This window comes from Alcanivorax sp. DG881 (assembly GCF_000155615.1).
Classification (GTDB): Bacteria; Pseudomonadota; Gammaproteobacteria; order Pseudomonadales; family Alcanivoracaceae; genus Alcanivorax.
The window spans coordinates 2954541-2975925 of sequence record NZ_DS989915.1; the positions used below are offsets into that span (position 1 = coordinate 2954541).

At 61.4% G+C, this 21385-nt stretch carries 22 protein-coding genes; 13 read left to right on the forward strand and 9 right to left on the reverse strand.

The window, feature by feature from the left end:
• Positions 1-187 precede the first annotated feature (187 nt).
• From ADG881_RS17605 to sfsA, 3 genes are all read left to right on the forward strand, one after another.
• On the forward strand, positions 188-826 hold the full coding sequence (locus ADG881_RS17605; RefSeq protein ID WP_156790420.1) for a hypothetical protein: 639 nt from the start codon (positions 188-190) through the stop codon (positions 824-826).
• Positions 827-1121: 295 nt separating this feature from the next.
• Positions 1122-2291, forward strand: coding sequence for an aminotransferase class I/II-fold pyridoxal phosphate-dependent enzyme (locus ADG881_RS13320; RefSeq protein ID WP_039926792.1), 1170 nt, complete (start codon positions 1122-1124; stop codon positions 2289-2291).
• The gene (gene sfsA, locus ADG881_RS13325; protein WP_007150751.1) at positions 2288-3007 is read left to right on the forward strand and encodes a DNA/RNA nuclease SfsA; all 720 of its coding nucleotides are present in this window, start codon (positions 2288-2290) and stop codon (positions 3005-3007) included. Before ADG881_RS13320 ends, sfsA begins: the two co-directional genes overlap by 4 nt.
• Before the next feature lie 228 nt (positions 3008-3235).
• Here the strand turns inward: sfsA and ADG881_RS13330 are convergent, their stop codons facing one another.
• Genes ADG881_RS13330 through ADG881_RS13340 form a run of 3 tightly spaced genes read right to left on the reverse strand, consistent with a single transcriptional unit; the run spans position 3236 to position 5595 of the window.
• Positions 3236-4207: a serine/threonine protein kinase gene (locus ADG881_RS13330; protein ID WP_007149490.1), complete on the reverse strand. Its 972-nt coding sequence runs from the start codon at positions 4205-4207 to the stop codon at positions 3236-3238.
• Positions 4204-4536 carry a Rieske (2Fe-2S) protein gene (locus tag ADG881_RS13335; RefSeq protein WP_007148811.1) on the reverse strand — a complete coding sequence of 111 codons (333 nt, stop codon included), beginning with the start codon at positions 4534-4536 and terminating at the stop codon, positions 4204-4206. Before ADG881_RS13335 ends, ADG881_RS13330 begins: the two co-directional genes overlap by 4 nt.
• A 54-nt stretch (positions 4537-4590) precedes the next feature.
• Complete coding sequence (locus ADG881_RS13340; RefSeq protein ID WP_007150470.1) at positions 4591-5595, reverse strand: adenosine kinase; 1005 nt, start codon at positions 5593-5595, stop codon at positions 4591-4593.
• A 176-nt stretch (positions 5596-5771) separates the two neighbouring features.
• Between ADG881_RS13340 and mrcB the strand changes: the two genes are divergently transcribed.
• From mrcB to ybaK, 3 genes are all read left to right on the forward strand, one after another.
• Positions 5772-8111 carry a penicillin-binding protein 1B gene (gene mrcB, locus ADG881_RS13345; protein WP_007149503.1) on the forward strand — a complete coding sequence of 780 codons (2340 nt, stop codon included), beginning with the start codon at positions 5772-5774 and terminating at the stop codon, positions 8109-8111.
• A 71-nt stretch (positions 8112-8182) separates the two neighbouring features.
• Positions 8183-8635 (forward strand): tetratricopeptide repeat protein, encoded by a 453-nt coding sequence (locus tag ADG881_RS13350; protein ID WP_232211730.1) that lies wholly within the window; start codon positions 8183-8185, stop codon positions 8633-8635.
• Positions 8632-9114, forward strand: coding sequence for a Cys-tRNA(Pro) deacylase (gene ybaK / locus ADG881_RS13355; RefSeq protein ID WP_007150310.1), 483 nt, complete (start codon positions 8632-8634; stop codon positions 9112-9114). Before ADG881_RS13350 ends, ybaK begins: the two co-directional genes overlap by 4 nt.
• A gap of 95 nt (positions 9115-9209) precedes the next feature.
• Here ybaK and hemL read toward each other — a convergent pair whose 3' ends face one another.
• From hemL to hemJ, 4 genes are all read right to left on the reverse strand, one after another.
• Positions 9210-10490: a glutamate-1-semialdehyde 2,1-aminomutase gene (gene hemL / locus ADG881_RS13360; RefSeq protein WP_007150376.1), complete on the reverse strand. Its 1281-nt coding sequence runs from the start codon at positions 10488-10490 to the stop codon at positions 9210-9212.
• Positions 10491-10509: 19 nt separating this feature from the next.
• The gene (thiE, locus tag ADG881_RS13365) at positions 10510-11190 is read right to left on the reverse strand and encodes a thiamine phosphate synthase (protein ID WP_007150544.1); all 681 of its coding nucleotides are present in this window, start codon (positions 11188-11190) and stop codon (positions 10510-10512) included.
• Between the two features lie 7 nt (positions 11191-11197).
• The gene (locus ADG881_RS13370) at positions 11198-11959 is read right to left on the reverse strand and encodes a hydroxymethylpyrimidine/phosphomethylpyrimidine kinase (protein ID WP_007148463.1); all 762 of its coding nucleotides are present in this window, start codon (positions 11957-11959) and stop codon (positions 11198-11200) included.
• Between the two features lie 70 nt (positions 11960-12029).
• Positions 12030-12473 (reverse strand): protoporphyrinogen oxidase HemJ, encoded by a 444-nt coding sequence (gene hemJ / locus ADG881_RS13375; RefSeq protein ID WP_007151205.1) that lies wholly within the window; start codon positions 12471-12473, stop codon positions 12030-12032.
• 119 nt (positions 12474-12592) lie between these two features.
• Here hemJ and ADG881_RS13380 point away from each other — a divergent pair, with 119 nt between their 5' ends.
• The 6 genes from ADG881_RS13380 to ADG881_RS13405 all read left to right on the forward strand — a co-directional run bounded on the left by ADG881_RS13380 (position 12593) and on the right by ADG881_RS13405 (position 17605).
• Positions 12593-14023, forward strand: coding sequence for a chloride channel protein (locus tag ADG881_RS13380; RefSeq protein ID WP_050760167.1), 1431 nt, complete (start codon positions 12593-12595; stop codon positions 14021-14023).
• Between the two features lie 120 nt (positions 14024-14143).
• The gene (argC, locus tag ADG881_RS13385) at positions 14144-15214 is read left to right on the forward strand and encodes an N-acetyl-gamma-glutamyl-phosphate reductase (RefSeq protein WP_007149102.1); all 1071 of its coding nucleotides are present in this window, start codon (positions 14144-14146) and stop codon (positions 15212-15214) included.
• 2 nt (positions 15215-15216) lie between these two features.
• Entirely contained in the window at positions 15217-15945 is a 729-nt protein-coding gene (locus ADG881_RS13390) for a DUF6776 family protein (protein WP_007149687.1), read from the forward strand.
• 9 nt (positions 15946-15954) lie between these two features.
• Entirely contained in the window at positions 15955-16449 is a 495-nt protein-coding gene (locus ADG881_RS13395; RefSeq protein ID WP_039926794.1) for a polymer-forming cytoskeletal protein, read from the forward strand.
• Positions 16450-16531: 82 nt separating this feature from the next.
• Complete coding sequence (gene erpA, locus ADG881_RS13400; protein WP_039926795.1) at positions 16532-16891, forward strand: iron-sulfur cluster insertion protein ErpA; 360 nt, start codon at positions 16532-16534, stop codon at positions 16889-16891.
• 180 nt (positions 16892-17071) lie between these two features.
• A complete protein-coding gene (locus ADG881_RS13405) occupies positions 17072-17605 on the forward strand; it encodes a phosphatase PAP2 family protein (RefSeq protein ID WP_155133210.1) in 534 nt (177 codons plus the stop codon).
• 163 nt (positions 17606-17768) lie between these two features.
• On the opposite strand, the gene ADG881_RS13410 is transcribed toward ADG881_RS13405, so the two are convergent.
• Positions 17769-18872, reverse strand: a complete 1104-nt coding sequence (locus ADG881_RS13410) for an anhydro-N-acetylmuramic acid kinase (protein WP_007151196.1) — start codon at positions 18870-18872, stop codon at positions 17769-17771.
• Positions 18862-20187, reverse strand: coding sequence for a peptidoglycan DD-metalloendopeptidase family protein (locus ADG881_RS13415; protein ID WP_007150429.1), 1326 nt, complete (start codon positions 20185-20187; stop codon positions 18862-18864). The genes ADG881_RS13410 and ADG881_RS13415 overlap by 11 nt, the downstream gene beginning before the upstream one ends.
• 154 nt (positions 20188-20341) lie before the next feature.
• On the opposite strand from ADG881_RS13415, the gene tyrS reads away from it, so the two are divergent.
• On the forward strand, positions 20342-21385 hold a 1044-nt coding region (gene tyrS, locus ADG881_RS13420), incomplete at its 3' end, for a tyrosine--tRNA ligase (protein ID WP_039926796.1).

The following is a 21385-nucleotide window of genomic DNA, read 5'->3' on the forward strand; positions in this document are numbered from 1 at the left end:
ACCGGGCTGGTAAGGCGTGAAGCCATGAACCTGGGCCTGTGATGCGGAGGAACTGGTGCTTTTCTTTTTCACTTTCGGATTTACCTGAGCAGAAGAGGGGGAACGGCTCGGCGAAGTCCTTTTGCCGGCAGTTGCAGTCCGTGCAGAACCTGCGGTTGCTTTCGCTGCGGCCGCACGGGCCGCTGCGGTGGCCTTGCCTGAGGCCGGTAATTTGGTTCTTGGTGCAGCTGCGGCCTTTTTGGCGGCAGCTTTTTTCGCAGCAGCTTTGGGCGCTGGCTTGGACTGCGGCTTGCTGGCCGCAGCTTTAGCGGGCGCCTTTGGTGCAGCGGCTTTCTTGGCGGCCACTTTCTTGGGGGGTGTTGCCTTGGGCGTAGCGGTTGTCTTGCTGGCCGTTTTGCTGGCTGCAGGTTTCTTCGCTACCGCCTTTTTGGGCGCTGCTTTTTTAGGTGCAACTTTCGTTGCAGGTTTGGCAGCGGCCTTTTTAACCGGGGCTTTTTTCGCGGTGGCCTTGGCGGCAGTAGCCTTCTTTGCCGGGGCTTTCTTGATTGCCGCTTTCTTGGCAGGTGCCTTTTTGGTGGCGGCTTTTGCGGCCGGCTTGGCCGGGGTCTTTTTGGCGGCGGGCTTCTTCGCTACGGCCTTCTTGGCAGCTGGAGCGGCCTTTTTAGCCACGGCTTTTTTGGGCGCAGCCTTTGCTGATGCCGACGCTTTCTTGCTGCTGGAAGCAGAACCGGAGGTTTGTTTTTTAGCCGCCTTCTTGGGGGCTTTTTTCTTGCCGGTGGCCATGTTGATTAACTCCCTTAGCATCTTCGCGACTCTCTATCGGTAACCCGCAATCCTTGGGTGCCGGGCTGATATCGTCAGGCCCGGGCATAATGTAATCTTCGACCTTACCCCGTCTGGGCAAGGGTTGTCACCAATCAGCGGGGCGCTGGACATTTTCTGGCCACTGCTGGTGAAAATCTGGCCGATTATAGCCATGCAGGCGCAACAGAAAAGGGGAATCTTGTGACAGACCGCCTTTTCCTGTGTTTTTGCCCTGTTGTGTAGGCCCGGTACGGGGTAGCAGATGAAGTAGCGCGGTTGTTATACCGTAAATCACGCATTTTCGAGGGAGCATGATCATGACACCCAGTCTGTCCGATTTCGCCCGACGCATTCCGCCGTTTCATGTGATGGCGTTACTGGAACGTGCCCAGGCCTTGTCTGCTCAAGGCCATGATGTGATTCACCTGGAGGTGGGCGAGCCGGATTTTGATACTCCCGAGCCAGTGCTTGCGGCCATTCAGGATGCGGTAACGCACGGCCATACCGGCTATACGCCGGCGGCGGGCTTGCCCGCCCTGCGCGAAGCTATCGCCGAGGATTACCAAAATCGTTTCGGCGCCCGGGTCAGCCCTGGCCAGGTGGTGGTGACGCCCGGAGCCTCCGGGGCCTTGCAGCTGGCGCTGGCGGCGCTGCTCAATCCCGGCGACGGCGTGTTGCTCACTGATCCCGGCTACCCCTGTAATCGCCAGTTCGTGCGTTTGGTCGGCGGCGAGCCGCAACCGGTAGCGCTGCAGGCGGATGACCATTTCAATGTGGACCCGGTGGCGTTTCTGGATGCCTGGCAAAGCAATACCCGGGTGGCCATGGTTGCGAGCCCGGACAACCCCACCGGCAATATGCTGCCGGTAGAGACCTTGCAGCAGCTGGCCCGCGGCGCTGTAGACAGGGGCGGCATCCTGCTGGTGGACGAGATCTATCAGGGGCTGTGTTACACCCAGCCCGCCACATCGGTGCTGGCGGGGCCGGCCCCGGTGCTGGTGATCAACAGTTTCAGCAAATATTTCTGCATGACCGGTTGGCGATTGGGCTGGCTGGTGGCGCCGGAACCGCTGGTGCCGGCCATCGAGCGGCTGGCCCAGAACCTGTTTCTGGCGCCATCCACCCCGGCGCAGCATGGGGCGCTGGCAGCGCTGCAGGAACCGACCCTGACGATTCTGGAGCAGCGCCATCAGCTACTGGCACGGCGCCGCCAGTGTTTGCTCAACGGCCTGGCGCACCTGAAGCTGCCGGTGGTCTCCCGGGCGGACGGCGCCTTTTATGTCTACGCGGATGTGAGTGATTACACCGACGACAGTTTTGCCTTTTGTGCCGATTTGCTGGAAAAGGCCAAGGTTGCCATGACGCCGGGACTGGACTTCGGTGAAGGCCACGATCACCGGCGCTTTGTACGCATGGCCTATACCTGCAGTGAGGCGCGGCTAACGGATGCGCTGCATCGTCTGGAACACTATCTGGAGTCCCTGTGACCTTTGATCCCCCACTGGAAGCGGTGACGCTATTGCGTCGCTATAAACGGTTCATGGCGGATGTGGTTCGCGCCGATGGCAGCGAGATTACCGTGCATTGCCCGAATACCGGGTCCATGAAAAATTGCGTGTTGGGCGAGCCGCAGCAGGCGCTGATTTCCGACAGCGGCAACCCCAAACGCAAATATCGCCACACCCTGGAAGCCTTGCAGGTGGCTCACGGCCACTGGGCCGGGGTCAATACCGCCCGCCCCAATGCGTTGGTGGAAGAGGCGGTGCGGGCCGGGCAGATTCCCGTGCTGGATCCAACCAGTGGCGTGGAGCGGGAGGTGAAATACGGGGACAGTCGCTTTGACCTGGCGCTGGGCGAGCGGGCCGACCCACATACCTTTATTGAAGTGAAAAACGTCACCCTGGGTCCGGGGCCAGATGACAAGGATGACGGCGTCATCGCCTTTCCGGATTCGGTCACCGAGCGGGGCCAGAAGCACTTGCAGACGCTGATGGCGGTTGTCGCGTCGGGAAAACGCGCGGTGCTGTTCTTTTGCGTTCAACACAGCGGCGCCACCGCCGCGCGCCCGGCGGACGAAATTGATGTGCGCTATGGGCAGTTGTTGCGCGAAGCGATAGAGAAAGGCGTGGAGGTGCTGGCCTGGAAGGTGGCGTTATCCGCTGAGGGGTTCGAACTGGAAAAACCCTTGCCGATTGCGTTGTAGGAGTTCCTCTCGAGGGACGAACCACGCGTTAGCGTGGAAAACGCCTGTAGGGGCAGCAACGTCGTTGCTGTGAACCAGAGTGATCGGGGGGGCACCCCTGCCTCGCCTTTTCCCTCGCTTGGGCTCGGGTTCATCCCTCGAGAGGAACTCCTACAGCAGCGGCTTTAGAAAACACGGAGCCAGCCCTGTCGCGCCGCGAGCGACGTTCCTGCAGAAAAGCGTTTTCCTCTACAGAGGGGTCTGCAAACTGCGCAGCTGCTGTTGCAATAAGGTCACCTGATTGCCCCAGTAATTCATGGATTCGAACCAGGGGAAGGCGGGGGGGAAGGCCGGGTCGTCCCAGCGTTTTGCCAGCCAGGCGTCGTAGTTGATGATGCGGCGCAGGCGCAGCGGATCAATCAGGACGGTCTGGCTCCAGGGGAACGGCAGGAAGGTGTCATAGCCACGGGCGAGCACCCGTAGTTGGTGTTGCTGTTCGTCGTGTTCACCGGACAGCAGCATCCAGATGTCCTGCATGGCGGGCGCGCGCAGGCTGTCGTCCAGGTCCACGAAGTGGGGGCGTTCGTCGCGCCAGAGGATGTTGCCGGTATGGCAGTCACCGTGCACGTTCAGTAAGGGGAAGCTGTGCTCGGCCAGTTGCTGTTCCACTTTTTCCAGTATCTGGCCGGTCACATCCCGATATTGTCCCCGGTAGTTCAGGTCCACAACATCGTTGGTGAGAAAGGTGCTGGCGGTGCGGATATCGTCGATGATCTGCAGGGTCGGGCGTGTCTGGTAGGGGCGATCACTGCCGCAGGTATGCCAGCGGGCCAGGGTCCGCCCCAGCTGTTCCAGGTGATCATCGTTGGCCAGTTCGGGCGCGTGGCCACCGGCACGCCGAAAGACGGCGAAGGAAAAATCGTCGCAATGGAACAGGCTGGTGCCGTGGTTCTCGATGGGGGCGACCACAGGTAAGTCCCGGTCCGCCAGAAACAGGCTGAAGGCATGTTCTTCGAGGATTTGTTCATCGCTCCAGCGGTGCGGGCGGTAGAATTTTACGATCACCGGCGAGCCGTCTTCCTGGCCCACCTGATACACCCGGTTCTCAAAACTGTTCAGCTGCAGCAGCCGGCCATCGCTGAGAAAACCGGCGGCATCGACGGCATCCAGCATGTAGTCCGGGGTCAGTAAATCGAAGGGGTGGCTGCTTTCTGTTTTCATGCGGGTTGGGGAACCTCGCCGAGCCAGACTTCTTCGCCACGCACTTCCAGCGGCACGGGAATCAGTTTGTCGCCGCTACAGGGGCCGGACAGGCAATTGCCGGTCTCCACTTCGAACAGGGCGCCGTGGTTGGCGCACATGATGAACTGGCTATCGCCGTCCATGAATTCATCGGGCATGAAGTTCAGTTCGATGCCCAGGTGCGGGCACCAGTTGATGTAGGCGTGAATCTGCCCATCGAACCTGGCGACGACAATCGGCTGGCCGTCTTTCTGAAATTCCCGTGCACTTTCGTGCTCGATGTCGTTCACGTTGCAGATGTGTTCCATGGTCTTGGTGTTTCCGTGGTGCTGTGTCGTCGGGAAGAAATAGCCGCCCTGCGGTTATTCGCCCAGAATGGCGTTGCGAAGTTCCTGGTGGACCTCTGCCGGGAGGCGCGGGCCAAATTCGCTGACCAGCCTTGCGGCGGCGGCGGAGGCGAGTTTACCGGCAGCGGCAAAGTCGTGGCCGTGAGTAATGGCATACAGGAAGGCGCCGGCAAACATGTCGCCGGCACCGTTACTGTCGATGGCTTTCACCGGCACCGGGTCGATGCGGTGCGTCTGTTCGCCGTCCCAGACCAGGGCGCCGTCCGCGCCGAGAGTAATCACGGCGGAACCACAGCGGGGCTTGAGCGCTTCCAGGGCGGCGTCCACGTTATCGGTATCAGTGAAGCTGGTCGCTTCTGCTTCGTTGCAGAACAGCAGGTCCACACGCTCGCCGAGCATTTCATTCAGGCCATCTTTGAAAAACTGCACCATGGCCGGGTCGGAGAATGTCAGCGAGGTTTTCACGCCGTTCTGTTCGGCCAGCTGGCGAAGTCTGACGGCGGCGGCGCGGGAGCTGTCGCCACTGACCAGATAGCCTTCCAGATAAACATACTGGCTGGCGGCGATGGCAGTTTCGTCCAGTTCGGTATCGGACACCTGGCTGGAGATGCCTAGATAGGTGTTCATGGTGCGTTCGGCATCCGGCGTCAGCATGACCAGGCATTTGCCGGAAACACCGGAATCCCGCGGGCCGTTCATGTTGGTGTCCACGCCGGCGGCGGTCAGGTCATCGACGAAGATGGTACCGGTGGCGTCATCGGCCACTTTGCAGGCGTAGTAACTGTTGCCGCCGAAGTAGCGGGTGGCGACTACCGTGTTGCAGGCGGAGCCACCGCTGGTCTGCTTGCGGGGCTCGGCTTCGTTGGCCAGCGCTTCGATCAATTCCGCCTGGCGGGCTTCATCCACCAGTGTCATCAGGCCCTTGCCCACGTCCATGCGCTCCAAGAAGGCGTCGCTGACCTCGATTTCCGTGTCTACCAGGGCGTTACCGAGGGCGTAAACGTCATATTTCTTTGTCATGGAAGCTCCGAACCGGATTGCAGGGGCGGCTATTATGGGCTGCCAGGCGCTGCATGCAAAATTTGTACGCCAGCGGGCCGGGGGCTACCCCCCCTGGTGTGGGTATTTCGCCCCGGGGAACATATTTCTCCCCCTACACTCATAAAGTACCCACACTTTTCTCTATACTCCGGCCCATGGCGAAAAAAGCGAAAAAGTCCCCCGCAAAGTCGCGGCGGCAACCCAGTAGAAAAAAGAAGCCCTCCGCCCAGCGCCGGCGCTGGTTCAGTTGGTCATTTATTGCCAAGGTTGGGCTGGTGTGCCTGGTGCTCGGGGCCGCCGGCATGGCGTACCTGGATGCGCTGGTGCGCGAGCGGTTTGATTCCCATGCCTGGCAGCTGCCGGCACGGGTCTATGCCCGGCCGGTGGAGTTGTATGAAGGCCGGGTGTTGTCCCGCGATGACATGCTCAAGCTGCTGGACCTGATGCGCTACCGGCGTGATGCGCGGGCCAGTACGCCGGGCAGTTTTGCGGTGCAGGGCAATTCCCTGCTGATCCATACCCGGGGTTTCAATGACAGCGACGGCGGCGAGCAGTCCGAGCGTATCCGGCTGTCCCTGTCCGGGGGGCAGATTCGCAGCCTGGAAGCCGGCGGCGATCGTCTGGCGCGCCTGGAGCCATTGCAGATCGGCAGCATCCACCCCCAGCACGCCGAGGACCGGGTGCTGGTGCCGCTGGATAAAGTGCCGCCGTTGCTGGTGGACATGCTGATCGCCACCGAAGACCGCAGTTTCTACGACCACCATGGCATTTCCCTGCGCGGCCTGAGCCGCGCTATGCTGGCCAATATCAAGGCCGGCGGCCTGGTGCAGGGCGGCAGTACCCTGACCCAGCAGCTGGTGAAAAACTTCTGGCTCAGCTCCGACCGGACCCTGTCGCGCAAGCTGATGGAAATGCCCATGGCCTTGCTGCTGGAGCTGCATTACAGCAAGGACCAGATTCTTGAGGCCTATCTGAATGAGGTCTATCTCGGCCAGGACGGCGCCCGCGCCATTCATGGCATGGGCCTGGGGGCGCAGTTCCTGTTCGGCCGACCGCTGGAAGAGCTGGAGCCCCATCAGCTGGCGACGCTGGTGGCCCTGCTGAAAGGCCCCAGCTGGTACGACCCGCGCCGCCGCCCGGAGCGGGCCATGGAGCGTCGCAATACCGTATTGAAAGTGGCCCGTGACGAAGGTGCCTTGTCCAGCGCGGACTACGACACGTTCAGCGCCCGGCCGCTGGAAGTGGTGCCCCGCGGAGCCTCGGCGCTGTATGCGTTCCCGGCGTTTATTGACCTGGTACGCCGCCAGCTGGCGCGGGATTACCCGCCGGAAGTGCTCAGCGATGAAGGGCTGCATATTCACTCCACTCTGGATGTGCTGGCGCAACTGGCCTCGGAAGGGGCGCTGAAAGAGCATCTGGATCATCGCGACCCGAAACAGGTGAAAAAACTCAATGGTGCCGTGGTTGTGGTGGCGCCGGCCCAAGGCGATGTATTGGCGCTGGTGAGTAACCGGGACTCGCGCCAAGCGGGTTTCAACCGGGCACTGGATGCTCAGCGACCCATGGGCTCCCTGGCCAAGCCGGCGGTGATCTTGTCGGCGGTTGAGCAACCGGAAACCTACTCGTTGGCCTCTTTGGTGGAAGACGGCCCGATTCAGGTGAAGCTGCCCAATGGCAGCGTGTGGGCGCCCCAGAATTTCGACAAGAAAGCCAAGGGCGCCATGCCCATGGTGGATGTGCTGGCCCTGTCCCGTAACCAGGCCACCGCGCGGCTGGGGCTGGATGTGGGGCTGGACAAGGTGGCCGACACCATGAAGACCCTGGGGGTGACCCGCAATATCCCGCTGTACCCGAGTATTCTGTTGGGGAGCCTGGAATTGACCCCGTTTGAAGTGGCGATGATGTATCAGCCGCTGGCCACCGGTGGCTTCAGTACCCGGCTGCGCTCTATTACCGATGTGCTGGACAAGGACGGCAAGCCGCTGGCCCGTTACCCGGTGAGCACCGACGAAGTGGTGGAGGCCGGGCCGGCTTTCTTGACCCAGTGGGCCATGCAGCAGGTCGTGGAAGAAGGCACCGCCCGTGCCGCCCGCGCTGCATTACCGTCGGACCTGAAAGTGGCCGGCAAGACCGGTACCAGTGATGATTTCCGCGATGCCTGGTTTGCCGGCTTCTCGGCCAATCATTTGGCGGTGGTCTGGGTGGGCCGTGACGACAACAAAAACGCGGGGATTACCGGCTCCAGCGGTGCCCTGCCGGTGTGGGCGAACTTGATGGGCAAGCTGCCGCAGCGCAGCTTGTCACAAAACCCGCCGCCCAGCGTGGAATGGGTATGGATGAATGAAGACGGCCGTCGTGTGAGTGCAGAAGGTTGTGGCAATGCCCGCCGCTACCCCATGCTGGCCGCGTCGATTCCCGAAGACAGCGATGGTTGTGGCACAGTGAAACAAACCGGCAAGGGCATCAAAGGGTGGTTCAAGGGCCTGTTTGATTAAGCGCCATGCGGTTTGCGGTGGCCCGCTCAATTCAACCTGCGATCAAGGAAATAGGGGTCAGGATGTTATTTATGCAAAGGTTGGTTCGATTGGTGCTCATCAGTGCCGTTATGGTGGGGTGTGCGGTGAAACCCGTGGTCGACGAGCCGCAGGAACCGATGACGGCCAGCCAGGAATTGGACGGCTCTCCGGCGCTGAGTCTGTTGACCAGTGCCGAGCAGGCGCGCCAGCAGGGGGATAATTCCCGGGCGGAACGGTATCTGGAGCGGGCGCTGAATATTGCCCCGGATTCCTCCTGGCTGTACAAGCAGCTGGCGGACCTGCGCCTGACTGAAGGTGACGCCCGTGGTGCGGAAGGCTTTGCCCTGAAAGCGCTGCGTCTGGCGCCGGACCACCCGGAGTATCAGGCCGGTTTGTGGGAATTGGTGGCCACCGCGCGGGACCGGCAAGGCGATGCCGCCGGAGCGAAGGCGGCTCGCGAACGGGCGGCGACGCTGCGTGACCCGGAGTCGCGCAAGGCATGACACCGGCGGTGCAGGCGGCCAAGCGCGGCAAGGTAGCGTTTACGCTGCATAGCTACGAACACGACCCGAAAGCGCAAAGCTACGGGTTGGAAGCGGCGGAGGCCTTGGGTCTGCCAGTGGAGCAGGTGTTCAAGACGCTGATGGCGCTGGTGGATGACGTGCCGGTGGTGGCCATGGTGCCGGTGGCCCATCAGCTGGACCTGAAATATCTGGCCCGTGCCCACGGTGGCAAGAAGGCGCAGATGTGTCCGGCGGACAAGGCGCAACGATTAACCGGCTATGTGCTGGGCGGTATTAGCCCGCTGGGGCAGAAGAAACGGTTGCCGCTATATCTGGATGGCAGCGCGGAATCCCACGAAATTATCTACATGAGTGCCGGCCGGCGCGGGCTGGAAATCGCCATGGCGCCGCAGGATTTGCTGAAGCTGACCGGGGGAAAACCGGCCGAGATAGTCCGCGATAAAAGCAGTAAGGAGTAACGAGAAGCGAGTTACGAGTTGCGAAAACCTTTAAACAATGTGGTTTTCCGCTTTTGATTTTCGAAACTCGCTGCTCGCAACTCGAACCTGTTTTTTCAGATCTTCGCAAACGCCTTGCGGGCCGCCGCGATGGTTGCTTCGATATCGTCGTCGCTGTGCGCCGCAGACACGAAGCCCGCTTCGAACGCGCTGGGCGCCAGGTAGATACCCTGGTCCAGCATGGCGTGGAAGAAGCGGTTGAAGCGCTCGCTGTCGCAGGCCATCACTTCCGCAAAGCTGCTGATACGGTTCTGGTCGGTGAAGAACAGCCCGAACATGGCGCCGGCCTGTGCGGTGGTGAATGACACCCCTTGCGCATGGGCAGCGGCCGTCAGGCCTTCCAGCAGGCGGGTGGTTTTTTCCGTCAGCGCGTCGTGGAAACCGGGCTCGCTGATCAGGTTCAGCGTCGCCAGGCCTGCAGCCATGGCCACCGGGTTACCGGACAGGGTGCCCGCCTGGTAGACCGGCCCCAGCGGTGCCAGATGCTCCATGATGGCCTGCTTGCCGCCAAAGGCGCCCACCGGCATGCCGCCCCCGACAATCTTGCCCAGGGTGGTCATGTCCGGGGTGATGCCGTAATGGCCCTGGGCGCCGCCCAGCGCTACCCGGAAACCACTCATGACTTCATCGAAAATCAGCACCGCGCCGTTGTTGTCACACTGCTGGCGCAGGGTCTGCAGGAAATTCTCGGTGGCGGGGACACAGTTCATGTTGCCGGCCACCGGCTCCACGATGATGGCGGCGATGTCGTCGCCGTGTTCTTCGAAAGCCTGGGTGACGCTGGCGGCATCGTTGTAGTTCAGCACCAGGGTGTCCGCGGTGACGGCTTCCGGTACGCCGGGGGAGCCGGGAATGGCGATGGCGCCGGAGCCGGCTTTCACCAGCAGGCTGTCCACGTGCCCGTGGTAGCAACCTTCAAACTTGATGATCTTGTTGCGGCCGGTGTAGCCGCGGGCCAGGCGGATGGCGCTCATGGTGGCTTCTGTGCCGGAGTTGACCATGCGTACCATGTCCATGGAGGGCACCAGTTCGCAGACCTTGTCGGCCATGGCCACTTCCGTGGCGGTGGGGGCGCCGAAGCTCAGCCCTTCCTGTACGGCCGCCTGCACGGCGGCCACCACGTGGGGGTGGTTATGGCCCAGGATCATGGGGCCCCAGGAGCCCACGTAATCGATGTATTGATTGTCGTCTTCGTCGAACAGGTACGCGCCACGGGCGGAATGGAAGAACACCGGTGTGCCGCCGACGCTTTTGAACGCCCGCACCGGGGAATTCACACCGCCGGGAATGTGTTTCTGGGCCTGACGGAAAAGCTGTTCAGAGTGCTTGCGGCTCATGGTGTGTCCTCTGTTGAATCTATTCTGGGATGGCCTGTCCGGCGGTGGCCGGGAAACAGGCGCTGAAGCGGCGTGCTGCGGCTTCGATGGAGGCCGTGTCGGTGTGCCCGAACAGGGCATGAATGACCGCCACAGACACGGCGCCAGCGTCGATCAGTTGCGGCGCATTATCCGGATTCACTCCGCCGATGGCTACCACGGGTTGATGAAACTGCTGGCAGGCCTGGCGTAGCACCGCCAGTGAGGCCGGCGGCGCCTGGGGTTTGGTCTGCGAGGTGAAGAAGCGGCCCATGGCCAGGTAATCGGCGCCGGCTTCGGCAGCTTGCCCGGCCAATGCCAGATCGCCGTGGCAGGTGACGCCGATAATCCGCGAGTCGCCCAGCTGATCGCGGGCCGCCTTGATGCCGCCGTCGCTCTGGCCGATGTGCACGCCATCGGCATCCACGCGGGCGGCCAGGGCCGGGTCATCATTGACGATAAACAGGGTGCCATACTGATGGCACAAGGCGCGTAGCTGGGCGGCCCGGTATTCGCGTTGAGCCGGGCTGGCGGTCTTGTCCCGGTATTGCAGCAGCCGGGCGCCGCCGCGCAGGGCGGCTTCGGCGGCGGGCAACAGGCGCTCGTCCGGGGTGAGTGCCGGGTCGGTGATCGCGTAGAGGCCGTGAAGGCGGAGGGGGCGGTGGTGACGGTGGGGGGACATGGGGCGCTCAGGCCTGGCGGTTGGGCACGTATTGGCCTTGCCCGGGCTGGAAGGCGCCGCGCAGAAAGCGGTCCACGTGGGCCTGGCCATTGGCGACAGCGCTGTCCAGTGACTGGCCGCGACCGCGCAGGCAGGCGATGGACGAGGCCAGGGTGCAGCCGGAGCCGTGATAGCTGTGCGGCAACCGGTCCCAGCGCCATTGTTCTTCGCCAACGGTGGTGAACAGGTGGTTGATGACCTGATCGGTGTCGTCGTGGGTGCCGGTGACCAGGGTGGCGCAGCCGCTGCGCTGGACCAGGGTTCGGCCGCAGTCGGTGACGGTTGTTTGCCCGCTCAGGGCCTGGGCTTCTGGCAGGTTGGGGGTCATCACGTCGCACAGTGGCGCCAGTTTTTCGAGCATGGCTTCGGCGAGAGATTCCTGCGCCAGGCTGCCGCCGGCTTCGGCGGCCAGTACCGGATCGAGAATCACCGGGACACCGGGCAGCCGTTTGAGCAGCCGGGTAATGAACTCGAGGATGGCAAGCGAACCGGTCATGCCGATCTTGATGGCCTGATAATCCATGTCGTCCAGCAGGGCGTCGGCCTGCTGTTGCAGCAAATCGATGTCAGTGAGCCGGAAGCCGCGCACGTTCTGGCTGTTCTGTACGGTGAGGCCGGTGATCAGGGTGGAAGCGAAGCCGCCCAGGGCCTGAATGGCTTCAATGTCGGCATGGATGCCGGCGCCCCCGGAGGGGTCGTGACCGGCGATGACGAGAATGTTCGGTTTCATTGGAGGGCCTGATGCTAAATGCCTGGTGCCGGACGCCGCTTGCTGTGTGGCGCCCAGCTTATGGCGTGTCTCAGAAAGGTTTCACCACAACCAATATCACAATGGCGATCAGTAGAAAAACCGGAATCTCGTTAAAGATGCGGTAGAACTTGTCGCTTTTGGTGTTGGCGTCGGCGGCGAACTTCTTCATGTAGGACAGGCAGACGTGGTGGTAGCCAATCAGCAGGAACACCAGCGCCAGTTTGGCGTGCATCCAGCCGTTGCCTTTGTAGGCTTCCATGTTTGCCATGAACATCCACATGCCAAGGACTACGGTGACAATCATGCTGGGGTTCATGATGCCCCGGTAGAGTTTGCGTTCCATGATCTTGAAGCGTTCGCGGCTGGGTTGATCCTCTGCCATGGCGTGATACACGAACAGGCGTGGCAGGTAGAAAATGCCGGCAAACCAGCAAATCACGGCGATCAAGTGGAAGGCCTTGATCCAGAGAAAGTAATCGAGCGCAAACTGCATGGGGGCTGTCCCTTGTTATGGGTGGCGACATTGGAGAGATGTTTCCAGTGGGCGTACACTATACAGACTTACCTGTATTCTTTCCGGTCCACTTGCTGCTGTCTAAGTAAAGGAGCGCTGTGAATAAGCGGCCACGCCATAGTCGTCTGATGCGTTACTACCTGTTTCGCACCCGGCGGCTGAGCCGTCGGCAGCTGGGTTCCTGGCAGGACTGGAAATTGCGCGCGGTGTTCTGGTCTGGCGCCATCATGGTGGGGCTGCTGGTGGTGGCGTTTGCCTGGGTGGCAGAACTGGCGTCCCACACTTTCACGCAAATCCATGCCCAGTCTCCATACTTGCCGGTGCTAATAACCCCGGTGGGTATGGTGGTAATTGTCTGGTTGATGCGCCAGCTGGGTACCGAGTCCCAGGGCAGTGGTATTCCTCAGGTGTTGGTGGTGCTGAAGCAGCGTTACCACTGGTTGCGCCCTGCTTTCCTGTCCTTGCGCGTTATTCTCAGCAAGTTTGTGCTCACCTGCCTGGGGTTGCTGTGCGGGGCCAGTATTGGCCGCGAGGGCCCCAGTGTGCACATGGGCGCGGCGATGATGTATTCGGTGGGCCGGGTGGGGCGGCTTAACCAGAAATACGTGGATAATTCCCTGATTGTGGCGGGCGGCGCGGCAGGGGTGTCGGCGGCGTTCAATGCGCCCCTGGCAGGGATTGTCTTTGCCATCGAAGAGCTGTCCGGCTCATTTGAGCAGCGCACCAGCGGTACCCTGATCATGGCCATCATTCTTTCCGGTGTGGTGGTGCTAATGATAATGGGGCACTACAGTTTTTTTGGGCACCCGGACGGGGCGCTGGACATCACCCGGGACTGGGCAGCGATTGGTGTGACGGCGCTGGTGTGTGGTCTGCTGGGCGGCTTTTTTAGCCGGTTGCTGATCAAGGGCAGCCAATTTCTTTCGCCCTACGCCAAGGAGCACCCATACCGTGTGGTGGTGCTGTGCGCGCTGGTGTTGGTGTTTCTGGGGCTGATTACGGGCGGGGCCACCTACGGCAGTGGTTATGAGCAGGCATCTACCCTGCTGAGTGGTGAGCAGCCGGGTAACTGGACCTTCGCGCTGGCCAAGATGTCAGCCACCCTGGTGTCTTATTTTACCGGCATTCCCGGTGGTCTGTTCTCCCCCAGCCTGGCGGCAGGGGCGGGTATTGGTAACGTGGTTGGTGGTTTCTTTCCAGGCTCGTCGCTGGTGGGCCTGACTCTGGTGGCCATGGCGGCGTTTCTGGCCGGGGTGATACAGCGGCCGATCACGTCCTTCGTGATCGTGATGGAGCTGACCGGCAACCGCCACGATATCCTGCTGCCGCTGATGGCGGGTGCACTACTGTCCGCAGCGGTGGCCAAGGTCGTCTGGGCTCGCCCCCTGTATGACTCCCTGGCTGACCGCCTTTCTGATGGTCAGGGTATGGCGCTGGAAAAGCCCCAGGACAAGCCGGCGGAACGAGGCAATGAAAAAACCGAGTCGGCGGATGGAGAGAAAGAGTCGGAACGGCAACTGCCGGGTTGACCGTCATCCGGGTGGGCAAGTCGGTTTTCAGGCCGTTATGGGCGGCACTTTCTTGCCGCTGATCGATGGCGACCCTATCATGCAGGGCTTCCTTTTATTAATGCAGTTCAGGAGTGGGATATGTCTTCTCAGCCAGCACCAGCCAGTGCACCGCTGAAAGTAGGTGTGGTCGGCGGTACCGGGTATACCGGGGTCGAATTATTACGCCTGTTGGTTAACCACCCCCATGCTGAACTGGATGTGATTACCTCTCGTGGCGAAGCGGGTGTGGCGGTGGCTGACCTGTTTCCGTCCCTGCGTGGCCGTACGGACCTGGTTTTCAGTGAGCCGGATGTGAAGCGGCTGGCGGCCTGTGACGTGGTGTTCTTTGCGACGCCCCATAACGTGGCCATGCGGATGATGCCTGAGCTGATGGACGCCGGCGTGCGGGTGGTGGACCTGTCAGCGGATTTCCGGCTGCGCGATCATGAACTCTGGAGCGAATGGTATGGCGAGCCCCATGCCTGCCCGGAGTTGCTGGCGGATGCGGTATATGGCCTGCCGGAAGTGAATCGGGCGGCGATTCGTGACGCTCGGCTGGTGGCCTGCGCCGGTTGTTATCCCACCTCGATCCAGCTGGGCTATTTGCCGTTGCTGGAAAAGGGCTGGATCAAGCCCGATCAGCTGATCGCCAACGCGGCCAGTGGCGCCAGCGGTGGCGGCAAAGGCGCCAAGGTGCCCATGTTGCTGGCGGAGGCGGGTGAGAGCTACAAGGCCTATGGCGCCAGCGGTCACCGGCATTTGCCGGAGATCGAGCAGGGGCTGGCGGATATCGCTGGTGGTCCGGTAAGCGCTACATTTGTTCCACATCTTATCCCGATGATCCGTGGTATTCATGCCACTCTCTACGGTCAGCTCACTGAATCGGCGCCGCCACTGGAAGATATTCAGGCGGCGTTCGAGGCCCGTTATGCCGATGAGCCCTTTGTGGATGTGATGCCGCTGGGCAGCCACCCGGAAACCCGTTTCGTGAAGGGAGCCAATATCTGTCGGCTGGCTCTGCATCAACCGCGGGGAGAGAACGTGATTGTGGTGCTGTCGGTGATTGATAACCTGGTAAAAGGGGCTTCCGGCCAGGCCGTGCAGGCCATGAATATCATGTTTGGGCTGGATGAGGGGGCGGGGCTGGCAGTGGTTCCGTTGGCGCCATAACCATGGCGAAGAAACCGAAAAGCCGGGCCGGTATCGATGATGTGATGCTGATGCCGATCAGCCCGTCTCAGCAGAAGAAGCAGCGGCGGCTGTGGGTGTCGGTTGCGCTTGTCATCGCGGTGTTGCTGTTTTTGCTGGGCGGCTGGTTGGGTGCTGGCGGTGCTCTGGATGCCTCGGAATCCAATCGCCGACTGCGTGGTGAGGTCAAGACCCTGGATGCAGAGCTGGAGACTGCGCGTAATGAGCTGGCGGTGTTCAGAGCGGATTCCGAACTGACCCTGGAGGCACGTGAAGAGGTGCGCCAGGAGATCAAGGCGTTGCAGGACCAGGTGGCCGAGCTGGAAGAAGCGGTACTGTTCTACAAGAATGTGATGGCACCGGCTGGCACCGAGGGTGGCCTGCAGATCGAAAAAATGACGGTGCAGCAGGACAACGAGACTGACGAATACCGTTACCGGGTGGTGCTGGTACAGTCCGGTGACAACCGTGGTTACCTGTCCGGGGATATCAGCTTGCACCTGCATGGCGAGAAAGACGGGGAAGCGTTTGAGCTCAATGGCAGTAGCTGGCTTGAAGACGGGAGTGAAACGCGCTTCCGGTTTCGTTACTTTCAGGAGCTGAATGGCCGCTTTAAGGTGCCCGAAGGGGTGGTGGTACAAGCGGTAGATGTGGATGCTGAGAGCGGCGGCAGAAACCGTTACCAGACACAGAAAACCATAAAATGGCAGTAGGAGAGACGTGTGCTAGGCCGAGACAAGAAAACCGCAGTGACTACAGGGGCATCGTCCCAGGATTACCGTAACCATACCCTGATCGCGCCCAGCGCAACCGTTCGTGGTGATATCGAATTTTCCGGAGGCCTGCATATTCAGGGCACCGTGGAAGGCAATGTCAGCGTGGGCAAGGATGGCGGTCGCCTGGTGATTGGCGAAAGCGGTGTGGTGAAAGGCGAAATCCAGGTCGCCCAGGTGGTGATTAATGGTCGCGTGGAAGGGGATGTGCACGCCACCGAGAACCTGGAGCTGGCGGAGAAGGCGTCCGTGGAAGGCAACGTGTACTACCGGATGATCGAAATGGTCATGGGCGCGCGGGTGAATGGCAAACTGGTCCGCCTGGATGACGAGCGCCGTAATCTGCCCGCGCCGGATGCTGGCAAAACGGCCAAGCCGGAGTCCGCCGGCAAGGACGCAGCAAGCAACGATGCGCCCGGGAAGGCGGAAGGTGCCCGCGGATAATTCTTGACTGTTTTAGTCGGGTACTGGAACATGATCAACCCGCTCGGGCGTTTAGTGCCGGGGCGGGTTTTCTACTGCCCAGATGTCAGCCAATAGCGAGAGTATGAGCGAGTCAGCGCCAATTTCATTCACCGATGCCGCCGCCACCAAAGTCAAAGAGCTGCGTGACGACGAAGGAAACCCGAACCTCAAGCTGCGTGTGTATATCACCGGCGGCGGGTGTGCGGGGTTCTCCTATGGCTTCACGTTCGATGAAGCGGTGAATGAAGACGATACCTCGGTGGAGAAAGAGGGTGTCACCTTGCTGGTGGACGCCATGAGCATTCAGTACCTGGATGGCTCCCAGGTGGATTACGAAAAGGGCCTGATGGGCTCGCGTTTCGTGGTCAGCAACCCCAATGCGGCCACTACCTGCGGCTGCGGCTCGTCCTTCTCGGTCTGAGAACGCAGCACGCACCACGCAAACACGCACCACGCATGAGCAGTACGAAGGCGCCTATGGCGCCTTCTTGGTTTTAGCGTGCGCCCGAAGGGCGGCGTGAAGCGTGGTGCGTCTCTTGTTGTCACAAAACCTTCACCGTTTGATCAACATTTCGTCGCTTTTCGGGTAGACACTGAACCCATGATGACGACAAAACCGACATTTCAGCGAATGACCGCCGCGGACACCCGGGCCATGTGCTGGTTGCTACAGCAGCCGCAAGCAGCCCGCCGCGCTCGTATGGCGCGGATGATCTCCCGCCTTGGCGATGGCCCCTTTTATGTGGCGCTGACGCTGTTCATCTGGTGGATGGATCGACAAGGGGGTAGCGAGTTTGCCCTGACTGCCATGGCGGCCTATGCCTTGGAGGTGCCCTTGTTTGTGCTGCTCAAGCACCTGATCAAGCGCCCCCGGCCGGCGGATGCCCTGGAAAGTCTGTCAGCGTTTATTCAACCGGCGGACCGCTTCAGCTTTCCGTCCGGGCACACCGCAGCCGCCTTTGTGATGGCCACCTTGTTGTGCGTGTTCTACCCGCCGGTAATGGCGTTGGCACTGGGGTTGGCGGTGATGGTGGGTTTGTCCCGGGTGCTGCTGGGGGTTCACTACCCGTCGGATATTCTCGCCGGTGCCACCCTGGGTTTCAGCTGCGCCATGATTGGGCTGTGGCTGGTTTGACTGCCCTTGCGGTAGGGGCGTCGCTTGCGGCGCGATAACTCGGGACACAGCGAACACTTTCATTTCACCGCAGGGAGAGACAGGATTGTCTCAGTGAGTTCCGTGCCCTCTGTGGTGAAAATGCCTTGAGCCAAAAGTTGGAATCGCGCCGCCAGCGACGCTCCTACGGCAGGGTGATCTGCCCCAATACCGCCTCCCTTGATGCCCCGGTGACCACCGGCGCATTGCCCGTCCTCTCTTCCATGCGCGCCCAGGCTAGCCAGGCAAATGCGGCGGCTTCCACCCAGTCCGGGTCCAGCCCGTGCTCAGCGGTGCTGGAGACAGGGGCGCCGAGTAGTGCCTGAAGGCGTTCCAGCAGGTGTTGGTTGTGGGCGCCTCCGCCGCAGATCAGCACATGATCGGGCTGGAAGTTGTTAAGTGCATCGCTGATTGAATGGGCGGTGAGCTCTGCCAGCGTTGCCTGGACGACGTCCTCAGGGAGTGAGTGGTTCGCCAGTTGTGCGTTGAGCCAGTCACGGCTGAAACGCTCCCGCCCGGTGCTTTTCGGGGGCGGCTGATGGAAATACGGGTCATCCAGCAGGGTGGCAAGCAGCGCATTGTCGGGGCGGGCGCTGGCGGCCCAGTCACCATTGCGGTCGTAGGCTTGCTGGCGGTGCTGTTGGATCCAGCTGTCCATCAACACGTTGCCCGGGCCGGTATCAAAACCGCCGGTGAGCTGGCCGTTATCCAGCAAGGTTACATTGGCCATGCCGCCGATGTTCGCGACGGCAATGCGCTGGTCTGCCCGGGCGAAAAGCTGCCGGTGAAAGGGGGGCACCAGCGGGGCGCCTTGCCCGCCCAGGGCCATGTCCTTGTTGCGGAAATTGCTGACCACGGGAATCCTGCTCTGCACCGCCAGGGTGTCCGGGCAGCCCAGTTGAACGCTAAAGCCGGGTGCTTGAGGGCGGTGGCGAACGGTCTGGCCGTGGCAGCCAATGGCGCGAACCTGGGCCGGTGTCAGGCTGGCCTGTGCGAGCAGGGCCTCACAGGTAGTGGCGTATTCAGCGGCCAGTTGCTGGCTGACACGCCCGGCCCGGTCGATCTCGTTACTGCCGGGCTGGCACAGGGCCAGAATATCATCGCGAAGCGGGGCCGGGATCGGCTGGCTCAAGGTGCTGAGCAGGGTGAAATGGTCGTCGCCAATGCGGGCGAGGACGGCATCAATGCCGTCCACACTGGTGCCGGTCATCAGGCCGATAAACAGGGATGGCCCGGTCTTAGAAGACATCGCTGCTGGCCAGTGTTGAGGCTTCGGAGAACAGGGTCATTTGTGCCTTCAGCCGGTTGGCAGCAATCAGGAACTCCGCTCTCTCGTTGTCGTTGATGCCGCGGGCCTTCGGTAGCGGCACGGTCTGCGGGTTGCGGTGTACGCCGTTGATGCGAAATTCATAATGCAGGTGTGGCCCGGTGGCCAGACCGGACGAACCCACATAGCCAATGGTCTGGCTTTGTTTGACCCGTTTGCCGACCCGAATGCCCTTGGCAAAGCTGCGCATGTGGGCATACAGCGTGGTATAGATCTGGCCGTGCTTAAGGATGATGACGTTGCCGTAGCCGCCTTTCACTCCGGCGAAAATGACCTTGCCATCGCCCGCAGCCTTGATGGGGGTGCCGGATGGAGCTGCGTAGTCTGTGCCCTTGTGCGCGCGGATCCGGTTGAGCACGGGGTGTTTGCGGCTCAGGTTGAAGCGCGAGCTGATGCGGGCAAAGGCCACTGGGGTGCGGATGAATTCCTTGCGCATGGAGTCGCCCTTGATGTTCAGGTACTCCACGTCGCCAGACAGGGTTTCGTAGCGGAAGGCGGTGAGATGACGGCCCTGGTTCCAGAATTCGGCCATCAGGATGTCGCCTTCGCCGACTTTCTCCCCATCCAGATAGAGTTCTTCATAGAGAATGCGGAAGCGGTCACCTTTGCGAATGTCGAGGGCAAAATCCACATCCCAGGCAAACAGGTTGGCCAGCTGCATGGTGAGCCGGTCGGTGATGCCAGCTGCGGCCCCGGCCAGGAACAGGGAGCCGGTGATGTCGGCTTGGGCGAAGCGGGTCTGCTTCTGGTATTCCCGTTGGCTCAGGCGCACATTCCAGCCGCCGCCCGTCAGCCGTGCGGTGAGGGTTTCAACTTTCGAAGGGTGGTAGCGCACGTTGGTGAGGGAGCCGCTGTCGCTAACAATGACTTCCAGCGCTTCCCCGGGGCGCAAGCGGGTGAGCCGCTTCAGCTTGTCGTCACCTTTGAGCAGGGCATCGATTTGCCCGGCGCCAATGCCTAGGGGGTGCAGTAATGAGGACAGGCTGTCCCCGGATTGCACGGTCAGCGTTTGCCATTGCGGTGTGGCCGGTGCGGGTTTGCTGGTGGTTTGCGGTTTTGGTGCGGGTGCTGTGCGTTCCGGCAGACTGATGGCCTGAACGCGTTCCGGGGCGGTTTCGGTGCTGTCCGGGCGAAAGGCGATCAGGATGACGCCGCCCAGCAATACCATGCTCAGCAGTAAATGGGTGCGTGGGAACTGGCGCACCAGCCTGCCGGCAGCAGAGATAAGTTGTTTCATGAAAAGTCTGTGAGGGCCTGGTTGGGTAAATAGAGACTGGCGCGCCCGCGGGGCACAGCGAAAAACTGACCTGCAAAGATACCCGCCTTCTCTGGCCGCGTTCAAGTGCTACAATGGCGCGCTTTCATTAATGGGTCTGGAAATAGAGGTAGGCATGGCCACGGTGGATCAGCAACTGGCACTTATTACCCGCGGGGCGGATGAGATCATCCAGGAAGAGGAACTGCGGGAAAAACTGGCATCGGGCCGGCCGTTACGGGTGAAGGCGGGCTTTGACCCCACTGCCCCGGATCTGCACCTGGGGCATACGGTATTGATCAACAAGCTGCGCCAGTTTCAGGAGCTGGGGCATGAGGTGATCTTCCTGATTGGCGATTTCACCGGGATGATCGGCGATCCCACGGGCAAGAGTACGACTCGCCCGCCGTTGAGTCGCGAGGATGTGTTGCGCAACGCGGAGACCTACAAAGAGCAGGTCTTCAAGATTCTCGATGAGAGCAAGACCCGGGTCGCCTTCAACTCCAGCTGGATGAACGAGGTTGGCGCGGCCGGCATGATCAAGCTGGCAGGCCAGTACACGGTGGCGCGGATGCTGGAGCGTGATGATTTCGACAAGCGCTACAAGGGTAATCAGCCCATCGCCATCCACGAATTCCTTTACCCGCTGGTGCAGGGCTACGACTCCGTGGCGTTGGAGGCGGATGTGGAGCTGGGCGGGACCGATCAGAAGTTCAACCTGCTGATGGGGCGTACGCTGCAGAAGTCCTATGGCCAGGCGCCGCAGATCTGTCTGACCATGCCTATCCTGGAAGGGTTGGACGGCGTGCAGAAGATGTCCAAGTCGTTGGGCAACTATGTGGGGGTCAATGATGCGCCGGGGGAAATGTACCGCAAACTGCTCTCGCTTCCCGACAGCCTCACCTGGCGCTATTATGAACTGCTCAGTGCCTGCTCTAATGAGCGCATTGCGGAGCTGAAGGCGCAGGCCGATACACTGGGCTCGCCCCAGGAGGCCAAAAAAGCCTTTGCGCTGGAGATGGTCGAGCGGTTCCATGGGGCTCAGGCGGCCCAGGCGGCGCCCAAATCGGCAGGCAACCAGATTGCGCTGGGCGATATCCCGGATAATGTGCCGGAAGTCGAGGTGGAGCTGGGTGATCAGGACAGCATCCATATCCTGCCGTTGCTGCGGGAAGCAGGC

Bases quoted from the DNA above. Each gene is read 5' to 3' on its own strand.
- ADG881_RS13320 (WP_039926792.1), top strand. From the start codon at position 1,122: ATGACACCCAGTCTGTCCGATTTCGCCCGACGCATTCCGCCGTTTCAT.
- ADG881_RS13330 (WP_007149490.1), bottom strand. From the start codon at position 4,207: ATGAAAACAGAAAGCAGCCACCCCTTCGATTTACTGACCCCGGACTAC.
- ADG881_RS13335 (WP_007148811.1), bottom strand. From the start codon at position 4,536: ATGGAACACATCTGCAACGTGAACGACATCGAGCACGAAAGTGCACGG.
- ADG881_RS13340 (WP_007150470.1), bottom strand. From the start codon at position 5,595: ATGACAAAGAAATATGACGTTTACGCCCTCGGTAACGCCCTGGTAGAC.
- mrcB (WP_007149503.1), top strand. From the start codon at position 5,772: ATGGCGAAAAAAGCGAAAAAGTCCCCCGCAAAGTCGCGGCGGCAACCC.
- ADG881_RS13350 (WP_232211730.1), top strand. From the start codon at position 8,183: ATGCAAAGGTTGGTTCGATTGGTGCTCATCAGTGCCGTTATGGTGGGG.
- ybaK (WP_007150310.1), top strand. From the start codon at position 8,632: ATGACACCGGCGGTGCAGGCGGCCAAGCGCGGCAAGGTAGCGTTTACG.
- hemL (WP_007150376.1), bottom strand. From the start codon at position 10,490: ATGAGCCGCAAGCACTCTGAACAGCTTTTCCGTCAGGCCCAGAAACAC.
- thiE (WP_007150544.1), bottom strand. From the start codon at position 11,190: ATGTCCCCCCACCGTCACCACCGCCCCCTCCGCCTTCACGGCCTCTAC.
- ADG881_RS13370 (WP_007148463.1), bottom strand. From the start codon at position 11,959: ATGAAACCGAACATTCTCGTCATCGCCGGTCACGACCCCTCCGGGGGC.
- hemJ (WP_007151205.1), bottom strand. From the start codon at position 12,473: ATGCAGTTTGCGCTCGATTACTTTCTCTGGATCAAGGCCTTCCACTTG.
- argC (WP_007149102.1), top strand. From the start codon at position 14,144: ATGTCTTCTCAGCCAGCACCAGCCAGTGCACCGCTGAAAGTAGGTGTG.
- ADG881_RS13390 (WP_007149687.1), top strand. From the start codon at position 15,217: ATGGCGAAGAAACCGAAAAGCCGGGCCGGTATCGATGATGTGATGCTG.
- erpA (WP_039926795.1), top strand. From the start codon at position 16,532: ATGTCAGCCAATAGCGAGAGTATGAGCGAGTCAGCGCCAATTTCATTC.
- ADG881_RS13405 (WP_155133210.1), top strand. From the start codon at position 17,072: ATGATGACGACAAAACCGACATTTCAGCGAATGACCGCCGCGGACACC.
- ADG881_RS13410 (WP_007151196.1), bottom strand. From the start codon at position 18,872: ATGTCTTCTAAGACCGGGCCATCCCTGTTTATCGGCCTGATGACCGGC.
- ADG881_RS13415 (WP_007150429.1), bottom strand. From the start codon at position 20,187: ATGAAACAACTTATCTCTGCTGCCGGCAGGCTGGTGCGCCAGTTCCCA.